This is a genomic window from Methanolapillus ohkumae (genome assembly GCF_032594355.1).
Taxonomy (GTDB): Archaea; Halobacteriota; Methanosarcinia; order Methanosarcinales; family Methanosarcinaceae; genus Methanolapillus; species Methanolapillus ohkumae.
On record NZ_CP131061.1, the window covers coordinates 1,197,973 to 1,212,543 of the forward strand.

The window sequence follows — 14,571 nt, forward strand, 5'->3', positions numbered from 1 at the left end:
TGTGATAATTGGCATCCGTTTCGGATGCCAATTTATTTCGTCAAATTTGAATTCATTTTTAAAAATCAATTTAAATTTTAATAAATTTTAATAAAATTCACTTAAATTTCTTTTTTGACTTCGGCAATCAAATTATCAAGCGCATCTTCAACCGAAGAATGCAGCGCCGAGATTTGAGATTTAAACATTGAAAGCTGCTTTTCTTTATCCGAAATCGCTTTTTTCATTTGAACCGGCGCGGGACCTCCAAGAACAGCCCGCCGTTCAATATTTTTCATCGGGATGAGTGCCTCTTCGATCGCCTCTTTGGAAAGACCGCGCGCTGAGAGTTTTTCGCCGATGACCGTGACGGCGATGGCATCAATTTCTTCAAGCGTCGGCTCAATGGAAGAACTTCGGCTGAGTGTTCCGACAATTTGGTGGGCCGTCCGGAAAGGAATTTTCGCGTCCCGAACCATCGTGTCAGCAAGTTCGGTCGCGCTTGTAAATCCAAGAGGAGCTTGCTTTTCCATGACATCCGCATGAACAGTCATCGTTTTAAGCATACCGGCCATCATTCGAACCGACGCACACGTCACCTCCGAACTTTTAATGATATTCGGCGTCGCTTCCTGCAAATCTCGGTTGTAGCTGAGCGGAAGACCTTTGGCGGTAACCAAAAGCGCCGAAAGCGCCCCAATGACGGTCCCGGATTTCCCGCGCATTAATTCGGCCGTATCCGGATTTTTCTTTTGAGGCATAATGGATGAGGTGGACGCATAAGTGTCATCCAGTTCCACAAAATTAAATTCCTGACCGGACCAGATGATAATTTCTTCCGCCATCCGGCTGAGATGGATCATAATATTGGAAAACACGGCCGCGCATTCAATTAAAAAATCACGGCTGCTGACCGCATCCATGGAATTGTTCATCGGTTTAAAAAATCCGAGCAAACGGGATGTTTTTTCCCGGTCCAGATTAAAACCGGTCGATGCAAATGCCGCTGCTCCGAGCGGGCACAAATTGACACGGGAATATGCGGAAATCACGCGCACGATATCGCGCTCCAACGCATCGGCGTGCGCCATCATGTGATGCGCGAATGTGGTCGGTTGCGCATGTTGCAAATGCGTAAAACCCGGCATGATGGTTGTCAAATGTTCTTGAGAAAGCGCCACCAAGACCCTTTGCAACACCATTAAGTCGTCCATAAGAGACAGAAGTTCCCCCCGCAACGCAAACCGGATGCAAGTCGCCACCTCATCATTTCGGGAACGTCCGGAGTGCATGCGGCCGCCGGCCTCCGCGCCGATGAGGTCAATCAGCCGGGATTCCAGAGAAATATGAATGTCTTCATAACTGAAATCCAGAGATTCCATCCCCTCTTCCCGAATTTGTAAAAGTCCCGACAAGATTTTCGCACCGTCTGATTTTGAAATGATTCCCTGACTGGAAAGCATCAGCGTATGCGCTAAATCGACATGCAGATCCGCTTCAAAAATCCATTTGTCCGCCGCCATCGACGACGTGTAAGCCCGCATTTCCTCATCCGGGCTTTTGCTTAAACGCCCGCGTCTTAAAATGTCACTCATAGTTGATTTTCCTTTAAATAATTTGATGAAAAGAATTCATTCTTAGAATTAAATGCTTACGATTCAATTTTTTTAAGAGTTAAAAGAAAAAGAGGGATTTTTTGAGAAAAGAAAAAGAGGGATTTTTTGAGAAAAGAAAAAGAGGGATTTTTTGAGAAAAGAAAAAGAGGGATTTTTTGAGAAAAGAAAAGAGGGATTTTTTGAGAAAAGAAAAAGAAACCATAGACTGTTTTTTAGTAATGAAAAGGAGCCAAGAAACGGGTTTTGGACGAAATCAACAAATCGGATGCCGTAACGCGTACATGCCGTCCTCGAAAATGAGAAGCGGAGCAAACATCAATGAGAGATGCACCCGCCCTTGAAAATTCCGAAGCGAAGCGGAGGAATTTTTGCGAAGCGGAGCGGAGCAAACATCAATGAGAGATGCACCCGCCCTTGAAAATTCCGAAGCGAAGCGGAGGAATTTTTGCGAAGCGGAGCGGAGCAAACATCAATGAGAGATGCACCCGCCCTTGAAAATTCCGAAGCGAAGCGGAGGAATTTTCTTTTAGTTCAATTTCACATGTTCGTATTTCACCAAATAGACCACTTCCTCACAGATGTTGGTCGCATAATCAGCAATCCGCTCAATATGTTCCGCCAAAATTAAAACTTGGAGCGGAATATCATAGGGATTTCCGTTCATGATACTGGTACGCATATTCCAAAAAACAACATCGATTTCATCATCCATTTCAGCGATTTTGTAGGCCAGCTCCACATTCCGGGTTTCATATGCTTTCATGGCTCCCAAAAGCATATCATTCGCCGTCTTTCGGATTCTTGTCAACGATTCCATAAGTTCGCCGCTGACCTTATTTCTGTGCGCGTAAAGCGCATATTCGGAAATATCGACAGCATGATCGCTGACACGCTCAAGATCAGTCGCAATCCGAATCGCGCAAACCACTTCCCGGGTGTCCCGCGCAAGCGGCTGTTGAAGCGAAATCAAATGAACCGCCAAAATCTCAATGGATTTTTCCAATTGGTCCGGCGTATTGTCCATTTCCGCAACTTGATTGGCAAGCTCCGAATCTTGATTCCAAAAGGAATCCATACTTTTTTCAAACATGTCAAGTGCAATATTCCCCATCTGAAGAATGATTTTTTTCATCCGGTTTAAATTATCGTCATAATTTCGTCTGAGCATTTTAACCAAACCGCCCTGTGATGTATTTTTCCGTCCGTTCGTCTTTCGGATTTTCAAAAATTTCTTCCGTCCGCCCGGTTTCAATGAGTTCGCCGGACATAAAAAATGCCGTATAATCCGAGATCCGCGTTGCTTGTTGCATGTTGTGTGTCACAACAATAATTGTATATCGGTCTTTTAATTGAATCATCAATTCTTCAATTTTTCCGGTTGAAATCGGATCGAGTGCACTGCACGGCTCGTCAAAAAGAATAATTTCCGGGTCTACGGCAAGCGTTCTTGCGATACAAAGCCGTTGCTGCTGGCCGCCGCTTAAAGAAAGAGCCGGCGTTTTTAACCGGTCTTTAACCTCGTCCCAAAGCGCCGCCTGTTTAAGCGCCCGCTCCACAATTTCCGGAATTTCCTTCTTGGAAACACCGTGGATACGCGGGCCGTAGGCCACATTGTCAAAAATAGACATTGGAAATGGATTGGGTTTTTGAAAAACCATTCCGACCCGTTTTCGAAGTTCCACCACGTCCGTATTCTTGTTATAGATATCAATGTTGTTGATTTTGACCTTTCCTTCAATTTTACAATTCAAAACCAAATCATTCATCCGGTTAATCGTCCGAAGAAGTGTGGATTTTCCGCAACCGGAAGGACCAATAAATGCGAAAATGCAATTTTGGGGAAGCCGGAGATGGATGTTTTTAAGCGCCCGGGAAGAGCCGTACCACAAATTCAACTCTGAAATTTCAATGGAGACCGGACCTGTATGAGGTGCCGTATGAAGAGGAAAATCTTCCATGAAAAAATGAGGATTTTTTCCGGAAGAATTAAATGTTGTTGGGTTTTCTATCATTTTAATGACCTCCTGATTCTGAATTTTGGAAATAATCGATGGGATTATTGTTGAGAGGGTTGTAGAGAGGGTTGTTGCCGCTCAGGTTTGCGTCGCTCAGACGTGCACGAAGAGTTGTAGAGAGGGTTGTAGAGAGGGTTGTAGAGAGGGTTGTTGTATAATTATTTAAACGGATTTTTTCCGATAGTGGCGCCGGACTCCGGCCGCCATGAGATTCATGGAAAAAACGATAATCAGAAGGATGAGAGCCGTTCCATATTGAAGGGAGCGGGTCAACTCAATGTTCATGCTTTCGGTTGCCATCACATACAAATGATAGGACAGCGCCATAAAGGGAGAGAACACCGTATCCGGAATTTTCGGATAGAAATAAACCGCCCCGGTAAACATAATGGGCGCCGTCTCTCCGGCCGCACGCCCAATGCTTAAAACAACGCCCGTAATAATTCCCGAATAAGCCGACGGCAGAATAACATGCCGAATCGTTTCCCACCGGGTCACACCAAGCGCATAAGAAGCGTCCCGGAGTTCTTTTGGGACCGACAACAGAGATTCCTGAGTGGTCCGGATGATGACCGGCATAATTAAAACACCCATCGTCAGCGATGCCGTTAAAAGCGAGGACGGAAGGCCAATATATTTGATAAAAAGCGCCATCCCGAAAAGCCCGAAAACAATCGATGGCGTGCCGGCTAAATTGTTCACCGCCTGCTCAACCGCCCACTTAATTTTTCCATCGGACGCGTATTCTGTCAAATAAACCGCAGAGATAATTCCCGCCGGAACCGCAAAGAGAAGCGATAAAATTACAAGTTCGACCGTTCCGACAATGCACGGCAAAATTCCGCCGGCGGTCATTCCATTTTGCGGCATTTTCGTCAGGAAATCAAGATTTAAAGCCGTCCAACCGTTCCAAACAATATCTAAAACAATTCCCGCCAAAATGAAACCCGCCAAGACCGCCGACAATTTCATCAACAAAAATGCAACCTTCTGATACAAGTCGTGTCTTTTTCGAGAGACGCTTTTGGCGGAGGAAAAGAAAGAATTGGAAGGAGAAGACAGGCCGGCGAAATCCGTGGAGTCAACAGCGGAGTCAACAGCGGAGTCAACAGCGGAGTCAACAGCGGAGTCAACAGCGGAGTCAACGGCGGAGTCAACGGCGGAGTCAACTGTGAAGATAACTGAATCCGCCGATAAATCATGACTCTGTTCGTTGCTCATTTTGTTTGTGTCCGGCATAATTACACCTCAAACCTGTACTTTCTTTTTACAGCATCCGCTGTTAAATTAATAATCAGCGTCATAATAAATAGGACTGCTCCGACCGCAAAGAGCGCATAATAGTGTTCCGTTCCTTTGGCAACTTCTCCCATTTCAAGCGCGATTGTCGCGGTCATCGTTCGAACAGATGACAAATAGGCGTCAGCGCCTGGAATAATAGCCATGTTTCCGGTTACCATCATGACCGCCATGGTTTCTCCAATTGCGCGTCCGATTCCGAGAATGACCGACGCCGATATTCCGGAAATGGCCGCCGGCAAAACAACTTTGTAAATAGTCTGCCAATGAGTGGAGCCCAAAGCCAATGAACCTTGACGGAGCGAATCCGGAACCGAAGAAATCGCATCTTCGGAAATTGAAATGATTGTCGGAAGAGCCATAATCGCGAGAATAAACGACCCTGTGAGTGCGGTTTGCCCGGTGGTCAAATCAAACATATTTTGAACCCATGGGACCAAAACGACCAGCCCGAAAAAACCAAGAACAATGGAAGGAATTCCGGCCAGAAGTTCAACCATCGGTTTGAGAATTCCGGCGGTTCTCGGGCTCGCCAGTTCCGCCAAATAAATGGCGTTGAAAATTCCAATGGGAAGAGCAATGACAATGGCACCGACAGTAACTAAAACGGATCCGTAAAGAAGCGGAATAAGACCGAAAAGTTCCGGGGACGTGCCCGGTTTCCATTCGGTCCCGGTTAAAAAGTCAAAAAAACCATAAACGGAAAAGAAAGAAAGGGCCTCGCTGAATAAAAAAAGGCAGATGAGGAGGAGAATCAGAATGGTTCCGATTCCCGCACATAAAAAAAGAATTCTCATCATTTTTTCTTTCAAATACCGGAAAGAATTCTTCGCGGAGAGATTGAATTTCATCATGTTTTTTCCGGCCTTTTTCATTTGAAATTTTGTATTTTGCATTACCCGTTGCATTTCCTGCTGCATTACCCGTTGATATTTACCGGTGCGTAGCCGACTGTTTTTACAATGAATTGTCCGTTGGGACTCATAATGTAGCTGATAAAGTTTTCAGCAGCAAGCGTCGGATTTTGTGTGGTGTACAAGTAAAGCGGACGGGAAAGCGGATAAGTTCCCGTGAGAATATTTTGTTCGGCTGGGTAGACAACGGTTCCATTCACCTGGATTCCAATTGTTTTGATGCGGGAATCTTGGTAAGCGGCTCCGATGTATCCGATCGCATTTTTATTTTGAGCGACTTCTTGGGTGACGGCGCCGGTTGCCGCCTGCGTAATCACATCATTTCGAAGAGATGTGTTTTTCATAACGGCTTCTTTGAAATATTCCTGAGTTCCTGATGCGGAATCGCGGCAAATGACCGCAATCGGCATGTCATTTCCGCCGACTTGTTTCCAATTCGTGTATTCGCCGGAATAGATTTTTGAAAGCTGTTCAAGAGAAAGAGAGTTGACCGGATTTTCCGGATGAACAACAATGGTCAAACCATCCCATGCGATGATGGTTTCAACCGGCTGTATTCCGTTGGCGTTGGCGTTCGCGATTTCTTTGTCATTGATTTTTCGGGAAGACATCGCAATGTCATTTGTTTTGTCAATTAATTCTGCCAGGCCGGTTCCGGAACCGCCGCCTTTGAGGCTGATAATGACGTCCGTGTTGTCGGCCATGTATTCTTCAGAAAGAGTTTGGACCAGCGGAAGAACCGTTGTCGAACCGCTCACGGTAAGAGTGTCATGGGATGAAGAACCTAAGCATCCGGAACCCAAAACAAAAGCAATCGATACGAAAAATAAAATAAATAATGCAAAAGATATGGTTTTTTTCATTTTATTGAAACTCCTGTTCTTTTCAAAAAAGAACATACGGATTTGAATTATATTTTTAAAATTTATTTTTAAAATTGTATTTTTTTGGAATTTATTTTTGGAATTTATTTTTAGATTTTTTAATCTATATAGATTATATAGAAATAATAGACGTAACCAACATTTGTTTTAAAATTTAAAATTAAGGATATATATTTTAAATTTTAACCCGGATTGGTTGTACAGTGACAAAAAAAGAATGGAATATATTTATAGATTCTACCAATAACTTATATATTCCTAAATAAAATATGATTTTTACAAAATCTATATAGATTTTAAAAAACCGGAACAGCACAACCAAAAATAATTTTTGAAAAATTATCATGCCTATTCAAAAAAATGATGGATGGAAAAAAAAGAAAGAAAAATAATCAACAGATATTTATTCAATCCGAACATGTAAGTTGTGAAATTTCGTTTTTATATATATTATAAAATAATAATTTTAAATGAATAATTTAAATGAAATGAAGCTGTACGGACTGAAAACAAAAAGAAATTAAAATTTTTAAAAGTTTTTGATGATTTAAATAATTTGATTCATTATTTGATTCATTGTTTGATTCATTATTTGATTCATTGTTTGATTCATTATTTGATTCATTGTTTGATTCATTATTTGATAATTTTAATTCTTGATTCAATCGTTTTATGTACGTTTGTTTATTACGTTTAACTGTAATTTCATGGACAACAAAAGGTGTAAAAATGGTTCACAATTTGAAAGTGGAAGACGTCATGGTTAAAAATGTTGCCTGTGCAACGCTTCCGGGTTCTCGGGATGAGGTTTTGGCAATTTTAAAAGACAAGAAGGTGTCAGGAGTTCCGGTTTTAAAAGATAATAAAGTGGTCGGAATTGTTTCCCGAACCAATATTTTAAAAAACCCGGAAGAAGAACAATTGGCCCTTTTGATGTCCCGAAATCCGGTCACCATTAAAACCGGCGAAAGCTTAAAAGAAGCCGCCCGCGTCCTTTACGAGAAAAACATTCGGCGTCTCCCTGTTGTCAGCGACGGCGGCAAATTGGAAGGACTCATCACCACCGCCGACGTTATCGGCGCCATTGCTGATTTAAATATCGAAACCCCGATTAAAAATTATTTGTCCCCCAACGTATATGTTTTGTGGAACGAAACACCGCTTCCGGTTGTGTCCCTTCTCATGGACTTGGCGGATGTCAAAGCCTGTCCGATTGTGGATTCCGGGCTCAATTTGGTAGGAATCATTTCCGACCGGGACGTTGTCGGCGCAAGTATTATTGAGGACCGGGTGGAAAAATCCGATATGTCCGCCGGAAACGATGATGACAGTTGGACTTGGGAGTCCATGCGCGACACCATGAGCATTTATTACAGCGTGTCGAGTGTGAAGCTTCCGATGAATAAATTCGCAAAAGATATCATGGTTTCCGACATGATTACCGCGACCAGTTTGGCCAGTGTTGATTCTTGCGCGAAGAAAATGAAAAGAAATAAAATCGACCAAATCCCCATCATTGACGCGACCGGAAAATTAGAAGGTATGCTCCGAGACCGGGATTTGCTGCTTCCGCTGATTGAAATGAAAGATTAATTGAATTGAAAAATGTGAATTCATTTTTCAATTTATTTTTTAATTCATTTTTCCGCAATTTTTTTTCGTCTCTTTCTATTTTATGGGTATAATGAGTGTCTTTATGAGTTGTTTTTATTTAAAGACCCGATTTTCAAAGGAAAAAACATGAAATCCTCCGACCTTCCTTTCATTTTTATCAATTCCGCCATGTCGGCCGACGGCAAACTTTCAACCAAAGAACGCAAACAGGTGAAGATTTCCGGGCGCGCCGACTTTGAGCGGGTAGACACGCTTCGGGCCGCCTCCGACGGAATTATGGTCGGCATCGGAACCATGCTTTCCGACAACCCAAGTTTGACCGTCAAATCCGAAGAGCGGCGCAAAGAACGTGTTTTGGAGGGAAAAGAAGAAAATCCGGTTCGGATTATTGTGGACAGTCATGCAAAAACACCGACAGATGCTGATATTTTTAAGAAAGGAAAAGGCAAAAAGATTATTGTGGTTTCCAAAGCCGCGCCGGCGGACAAAATGAATTCTCTGGAAAAGAATCCGGACACCAAAATTATTGTTGCCGACTCGAACGGCTTGGGGCGTGTCGACTTGGTTGAAATGGCGAAACTGCTCCGAAAAGAAGGCATTAAAGCATTAATGGTGGAAGGCGGCGCGACGCTGAACGCCGGGATTTTGGCGGCCGGAATTGTGGATGAAATTTACACGTTTGTCGGAAATATCATTATCGGCGGAAAGAACGCGCCGACGTTTGCGGATGGCGCGGGTTTTTCGGAAAATGAATTGCTTCGGCTGGAACTGATTTCTTTTGAAAAAATCGAAGACGGGATTTTGTTGAAATGGAAAGTGAAGAATGAGTAAAAGAGAGAAAAATGAAAAAATAAAAAAAATCAATCTTTCGTCATCGATTGTTCATCATTCCAAATTTTGAAAAGCTCAACAACAACTGCCGCTGCAATCATAATTCCGCCTTTTGTTCCGCTTGATAAAATAAATGGCGTCTCTAATTTGTTATTTTCCAAAAATTCCTTGGATTGCTTTTGATTTTCAAAACCGGCGGGAAATCCTAAAATCAAAAACGGCTTGTTGCCTCGCTCCGCCAGCCGGCCGACCCCGAGAAGCGCAGAATCATCTTGGCCGATGACAACGATGGAATTTTTGATTTCGTTTTTCAACACCATAAACCCGGCGGCGGCCTTTGAAAGATTGTGTTTTTCAGAAAACTCTTTGGCTTTCGGATGGTCGGCCGCACAAATGACTTCCAGGTCAAACAAAAAGGCGGACGCCGATTTTTTCTCCCGCTCCTCCCGGATTTTGGAGAGAATCGCGTCTTTCATCAGAGGCGTGTCGGTGTAAATTTTAGAATTATTTTTAAAGGCTTTTATGCCGGCCGCAATCGGATGCATGCGAAAAACAAGGCGGTCACGAAAATCCAAATCTCCTGATTCCAAAATACACGCCAGCCGAATCTTATTTTCATTATTCACATCATGGATTTCCTCAAACTCCTCCGTTTTGACGGGAGGCTTGGGGGGCTCCGGCCGCTTTTGAAGCTGGTCATAAATTTCACTGATATTTAGGTCATACTCTTGTTTCTCATTTTGACCAGACATTTCTTCTCCTCCTGCTGAAAAATTTAAAATTTGATCCGATTGAATTTTTGGATAATTTTGTAGGTACACTTTTAGATTTTGTACTTTTAGATTTTGTACTTTTAGATTTTGTACTTTTAGATTTTGTACTTTTAGATTTTGTACTTTTAGATTTACACTTTTAGATTTGTACTTTTAGATTTTACACTTTTAGATTTGTACTTTTAGATTTTGGATTCTTAAATTCTTCCAAATTATAAATACCGTTTGTTTTCTTAAAAAACAATGATCCATTCGTTTTTCCGGAGATTGTCAACCATAAAATAGAATGTAAACCGAAAAGGGGATTTGTAAACAGTAACATATTTGAATGAGAAGCGGCTTTAAGAATTTTCAATTATCTGATTTATAATTGCTCATTTTACAAAGGAAAAACTGCAAAAAAAGAAACGTTTCCAATATTTCATTATTTCGTTTTTGATATATTTAATGAAATGTTTTTTCTCTTTTTTGATCCGGATGATTTCAACGATTAAAAAAGATGCTGCACAAGGAACTGATTGTAAAAAAATAGAAATAAAATGGTGGAAACATTATGACCCTTTATGAAAGTTATGAAGACATGCCCAAACTCAACAATTTGTCTCAAGATGAAATATTCATCAGCGATAGCACGATTCGCGACGGCAGCCAAATGCCGGGCATTGTCATGACCCGTGAATTTAAAGTCAATTGCTATGAATATTTGCACAAAATCGGGATTGAAAAAGTGGAAGCGTTTGTCTTTAACAAACGAGAAATTGATGCCGTCAAAACCATGCTCGACATCGGATATGAATGTCCGGTTGTTACCGGCTGGGCGCGCGCGGTTCCGGCCGACATCGACAAAGTATTAGCGGTCGACGGTCTCTCGGAGACAGGAATTCTCATGTCAGTCTCCGACTCCCATATTTTTGCAAAAATGAGACTGGCCGGCCGAGAACAGGCGGAAGAAAAATACCTAAACGCCCTTCAATACGCCGTCGATCACGGCCTTAAGACCCGCGCCCATTTGGAAGACATGACCCGCGCCGACAACCCGGGATTTACCTATCCGCTTGTGAAAAAAATATTGGAAATCGATCCGGACTGCATTCTTCGGATTTGCGATACGGTCGGCTATGGCTTGCCATTTGAACAATTCAATGAGCCATACAGCATTCCGGAAATGGTCCGATCGCTTAAAAAATTAGGTGCCCGGCATATTGAAACCCACGTCCATGACGATTACGGACTGGGCGCCGCAAACTCGCTGTCCGGATATTTGGCCGGCGCCGACTGGACCAGTGTCACGTTCCTTGGAATCGGCGAGCGGGCCGGAAATACGGGAATGGAAAAAATATTGCTGTTCCTTGCGGACCGTGTTGCCGGATTTAAAAAATATGACCTTTCCTGTTTGACCGAATTTGCGCACTACATGGAAAAAAGCATCGGAATCAAACTTCCAAGCAACAAACCGGTGGTTGGACGAAATGTTTTCGCGCACGAATCCGGAATTCATGCCGCCGGCGTTTTGAAAAACCCGTTCATTTATGAAGCGTATCCGCCGGAACTTGTCGGCGGGGAACGGTTTGTACTTCTCGGCGACTCTTCCGGCCTGGACAGTGTGAAATTCAAAGTGGAAGAGGCGATGAAAGAAATTCTAAAGGCAAATATTACGCTTGAAAAAACGGACCCGAGGCTGAAAAAAATCCAAGCCGAAATTCAAAGCTTGTACGACAACGAGCTTCGGACGTCCTGCATTTCGGATGAAGAATTGGTTTATTATGTTGAAAAATACTTCCTCACCCGCCCGATTCGGGAAGATGGGGAAGAGGAAATCGCATAATTTCAGAAAATAAGATTAAAGAGATTTTATTTTTAAAACAGATTTAAAAATTTTAAATTTTTAAAAAAATTAAAAAATCTAAATTAAAAACGTGCTTGAAGTATGTCTCAGCCGTGCGACGAACACGGCTGAGGTTCTTTTTTTGTGGTTTTTAGATACTTTACATTATGGATTCTCGTTTTTGAAACGGGCTACAGATTTTACAGTACGTTAGACGCCGCCGTTTCCATAAATCTCAAAAGATTTGAAGAAAAAAACGGCTTTTAAATCGAGACATTTTAGAAAGAGTTTGATAAAAAATGTCCGATTTAACAATCATTTATGTTTAAATAATATAAAAAACTATCTAAAATGAAAATAAATATAACCAGATAAGATAATATAAATAAAATGCAAACCGATTTGTAAAAATAATAAAATTTAGAAAAAAGAAAAGGAATAATGGGCATCATAACAAAAATAAAAACAAGTAAATTTGAGCAATTATATAAAAATTGAAAAAAGCCGGAAAAAAAAGTAAAATAAAAACAATATCAATAGAAACGACAGAAACAAAAGAAGCGACAGAAACAAAAGAAGCGATAGAAACAAAGAAGCGATAAAACAACAAAAACAACAAAAACAACAGAATTAAATTAAAAATGACCGTTGGGATTTAAACTTTTTTGAAAAAAAACGACTCAATAATTTTGTTGAAATCTTTAAAAAATGAACGTCGTAACGCAACCACGCGTGCGCCCCGAAAAAAAAGTAAAAAATGAAAGATTGAATTGTTTACTGTTGATTTAAAACAGCTTCAATCGATTGCATTTTTTGAACAAATGTGGTCAGTGAGGTATTCAAATCCTGAAGCATTTTTTCAAGTTTTCCTTTCCGTTCGTTGAGGAATTCCAAAGCCTCATCAACGTTTTTTTCGACATTTGCGCCGGAGCCGACATTGATAATAACCTTGGAGAAATTCTTGATTTCGGCATGAACAAAACAGCCGGAACCGACCGGAATGATGGATTCAAAGGCGTCCTTAGACGCCGCTTCCTTTAAGCCGCTGATTGTCCGAACCGAACTCTCACAACCGGCCAAAGTGTTTCGAACCATATTCATTTGTTCCTGAACGGCTTCGGCATTCCGCTGAAATTCCTGGTACTGAGCAACCAGCTGGCGGGCCTGCTGTTCACTGACCTGCGCCATGATTATACCTCTTCGACAGATGCGATTTTGATGGAACGTCTTTCAAGGTGGTGCTTGCTTCCGATGGTTGAATAAACCTTGTCAAGAGCATTCTTTTCATTTTGGCTCTCCACGGTTTTTGTGAAGGGAAGCCAAAAAAACCCGGGTTTGTAGGTTCCTTTAATAACATAATTTGGCATTTGGTATCACCGATTTATTTGCTGATTATTTATTGTAAGCGATTCTACGTATTAAAACATAATAAAATAAAACATAATAAAATATTAAAACGAAATAAAACGAATTGGTTAATTAAAACAAAAAATTTGTTCAAATAAAACCAAGAGCTGTTGAAATTCGTCCGAGTTCATATCCACTGGTTTCGGTTCCCGCCAAATATCCTTTCGAATTGGCTAAGATTCCCGACCCGACCATGCGCGATCCGAAATTGACACTGCCGATTGTCGGCGTAAATCCGAACAGGTCTTCCAAAACGGCCGCTTCCTCTTCGGAAATTCCCGGGCTGACCAAAAGGCCATTGTTTGTTACACAACCCGCCATTCCAACCGTTTTAATGCCTGCGATTGTACCCCGCCGGACATCAATTTTGAGCGATTTTGAAATAAATTCAATAACGTTGTCCGCGACTTCCGGGTGAACAAGCCCGGCCGTATCGTTGGCAAGCAAAAGATTGCCGACGGCATTTAATTTTCCGGGAAGGGAATAAACCGGCAAGCCGGTTCTCTTTTCAAGAACACGTGTGTCCGCCTTTCCGGGAATAATAAAACCGTTTGAATTTCCACGGCACATCGACCCGACCAAGATACTGTCGTTGACCAAACACGAATAAACGGAAACCTCAAGCCTCTTTTGAAGAGCGTCGATGACCTCCGGTCGCGTTCCGGTCGGAACCAGACAAATATTTTCCGTACATGTGGAAAAAGCCCCGATGACAGGGGTATCCATAATGTTAATGGTTTGCATAAATTCTCTTTTCTCTAAATATTGATTCCAAAAAGAAAACCCGTTTCAAACATGAAAAATTGAAAAATCATAAACAGAAAGATAAATCATGAGAATAAACTCATGAAATCATTGTGTTTAAGAGTTTTCGGCAAGTTCAGCCTGGACTTCGCCGTCCGCATATTTTGCGGCCCGAACGCGAATGAAAGATGGCGGTTTTTGGTTGCCTCTTTCCCAGATGCGTTCATTGATGGACTTGTCAATTTTCACTTTGGAGGGTTCTGCTTTCATGTGCTTTTCGAGATATTCCCGGATAATGGACATCGCTTTGTTCGCTCTTTTCCATTTGGGAACAACTTGGACTTCCCGAAGCGGGATCGTGTAAATTTGTTCTTTAACAATGTCTTCTGCCATTTAAATCACTTTTGAAAATCTTTATTTTATACGGTTCTTACAAAAGATTGAAATGAATTGTTTTAAAATATTTTTAAAAATAATTTGAACTATTTTTAAAAACCATTTTAAAAATTACTTCAATCTCATGCTGGATCTTCTCCAGTGGCGTCTCTTCGGGTGTGAAGTCACGTTTCTTTTGGTCTTGATAATAACCCAGACCGGCACTCTCGCATTTTGGACGTGTGCCTTTGCTAATCTTTTCTTTTGTCCTTTCAAATTTTTACTCATGAAAAAC

General features: G+C 41.8%; 15 protein-coding genes. 3 read left to right on the plus strand and 12 right to left on the minus strand.

What is annotated here, in order from left to right; all coding sequences use genetic code 11:
• Positions 1-101: 101 nt before the first annotated feature.
• From argH to MsAm2_RS05155, 6 genes are all read right to left on the minus strand, one after another.
• Complete coding sequence (gene argH / locus MsAm2_RS05130; protein WP_338097192.1) at positions 102-1,574, minus strand: argininosuccinate lyase; 1,473 nt, start codon at positions 1,572-1,574, stop codon at positions 102-104.
• A 547-nt stretch (positions 1,575-2,121) separates the two neighbouring features.
• Positions 2,122-2,763, minus strand: a complete 642-nt coding sequence (gene phoU / locus MsAm2_RS05135) for a phosphate signaling complex protein PhoU (protein WP_338097193.1) — start codon at positions 2,761-2,763, stop codon at positions 2,122-2,124.
• Between the two features lies 1 nt (position 2,764).
• A complete protein-coding gene (pstB, locus tag MsAm2_RS05140) occupies positions 2,765-3,553 on the minus strand; it encodes a phosphate ABC transporter ATP-binding protein PstB (RefSeq protein ID WP_338098513.1) in 789 nt (262 codons plus the stop codon).
• A gap of 219 nt (positions 3,554-3,772) precedes the next feature.
• Complete coding sequence (gene pstA / locus MsAm2_RS05145; protein ID WP_338097195.1) at positions 3,773-4,849, minus strand: phosphate ABC transporter permease PstA; 1,077 nt, start codon at positions 4,847-4,849, stop codon at positions 3,773-3,775.
• A 2-nt stretch (positions 4,850-4,851) separates the two neighbouring features.
• On the minus strand, positions 4,852-5,829 hold the full coding sequence (gene pstC, locus MsAm2_RS05150; protein ID WP_420846960.1) for a phosphate ABC transporter permease subunit PstC: 978 nt from the start codon (positions 5,827-5,829) through the stop codon (positions 4,852-4,854).
• Positions 5,829-6,686, minus strand: a complete 858-nt coding sequence (locus tag MsAm2_RS05155) for a PstS family phosphate ABC transporter substrate-binding protein (RefSeq protein WP_338097196.1) — start codon at positions 6,684-6,686, stop codon at positions 5,829-5,831. The genes pstC and MsAm2_RS05155 overlap by 1 nt, the downstream gene beginning before the upstream one ends.
• Before the next feature lie 750 nt (positions 6,687-7,436).
• Here MsAm2_RS05155 and MsAm2_RS05160 point away from each other — a divergent pair.
• Entirely contained in the window at positions 7,437-8,300 is an 864-nt protein-coding gene (locus tag MsAm2_RS05160) for a CBS domain-containing protein (protein ID WP_338097197.1), read from the plus strand.
• Between the two features lie 147 nt (positions 8,301-8,447).
• Positions 8,448-9,152, plus strand: coding sequence for a 2,5-diamino-6-(ribosylamino)-4(3H)-pyrimidinone 5'-phosphate reductase (locus MsAm2_RS05165; protein ID WP_338097198.1), 705 nt, complete (start codon positions 8,448-8,450; stop codon positions 9,150-9,152).
• 29 nt (positions 9,153-9,181) lie between these two features.
• On the opposite strand, the gene MsAm2_RS05170 is transcribed toward MsAm2_RS05165, so the two are convergent.
• Positions 9,182-9,904 carry a precorrin-8X methylmutase gene (locus MsAm2_RS05170; RefSeq protein ID WP_338097199.1) on the minus strand — a complete coding sequence of 241 codons (723 nt, stop codon included), beginning with the start codon at positions 9,902-9,904 and terminating at the stop codon, positions 9,182-9,184.
• Between the two features lie 574 nt (positions 9,905-10,478).
• On the opposite strand from MsAm2_RS05170, the gene MsAm2_RS05175 reads away from it, so the two are divergent.
• Complete coding sequence (locus MsAm2_RS05175; RefSeq protein WP_338097200.1) at positions 10,479-11,750, plus strand: homocitrate synthase/isopropylmalate synthase family protein; 1,272 nt, start codon at positions 10,479-10,481, stop codon at positions 11,748-11,750.
• Between the two features lie 774 nt (positions 11,751-12,524).
• Here the strand turns inward: MsAm2_RS05175 and pfdA are convergent.
• The 5 genes from pfdA to MsAm2_RS05200 form a co-directional block, all read right to left on the minus strand.
• A complete protein-coding gene (gene pfdA / locus MsAm2_RS05180; RefSeq protein WP_338097201.1) occupies positions 12,525-12,938 on the minus strand; it encodes a prefoldin subunit alpha in 414 nt (137 codons plus the stop codon).
• Positions 12,939-12,940: 2 nt separating this feature from the next.
• On the minus strand, positions 12,941-13,117 hold the full coding sequence (rpl18a, locus tag MsAm2_RS05185; RefSeq protein WP_338097202.1) for a 50S ribosomal protein L18Ae: 177 nt from the start codon (positions 13,115-13,117) through the stop codon (positions 12,941-12,943).
• A 130-nt stretch (positions 13,118-13,247) separates the two neighbouring features.
• On the minus strand, positions 13,248-13,883 hold the full coding sequence (locus MsAm2_RS05190) for a translation initiation factor IF-6 (RefSeq protein WP_338097203.1): 636 nt from the start codon (positions 13,881-13,883) through the stop codon (positions 13,248-13,250).
• A gap of 135 nt (positions 13,884-14,018) precedes the next feature.
• Positions 14,019-14,294: a 50S ribosomal protein L31e gene (locus MsAm2_RS05195; RefSeq protein ID WP_338097204.1), complete on the minus strand. Its 276-nt coding sequence runs from the start codon at positions 14,292-14,294 to the stop codon at positions 14,019-14,021.
• A gap of 114 nt (positions 14,295-14,408) precedes the next feature.
• A complete protein-coding gene (locus MsAm2_RS05200; RefSeq protein ID WP_133517669.1) occupies positions 14,409-14,564 on the minus strand; it encodes a 50S ribosomal protein L39e in 156 nt (51 codons plus the stop codon).
• Between the last annotated feature and the right edge of the window lie 7 nt (positions 14,565-14,571).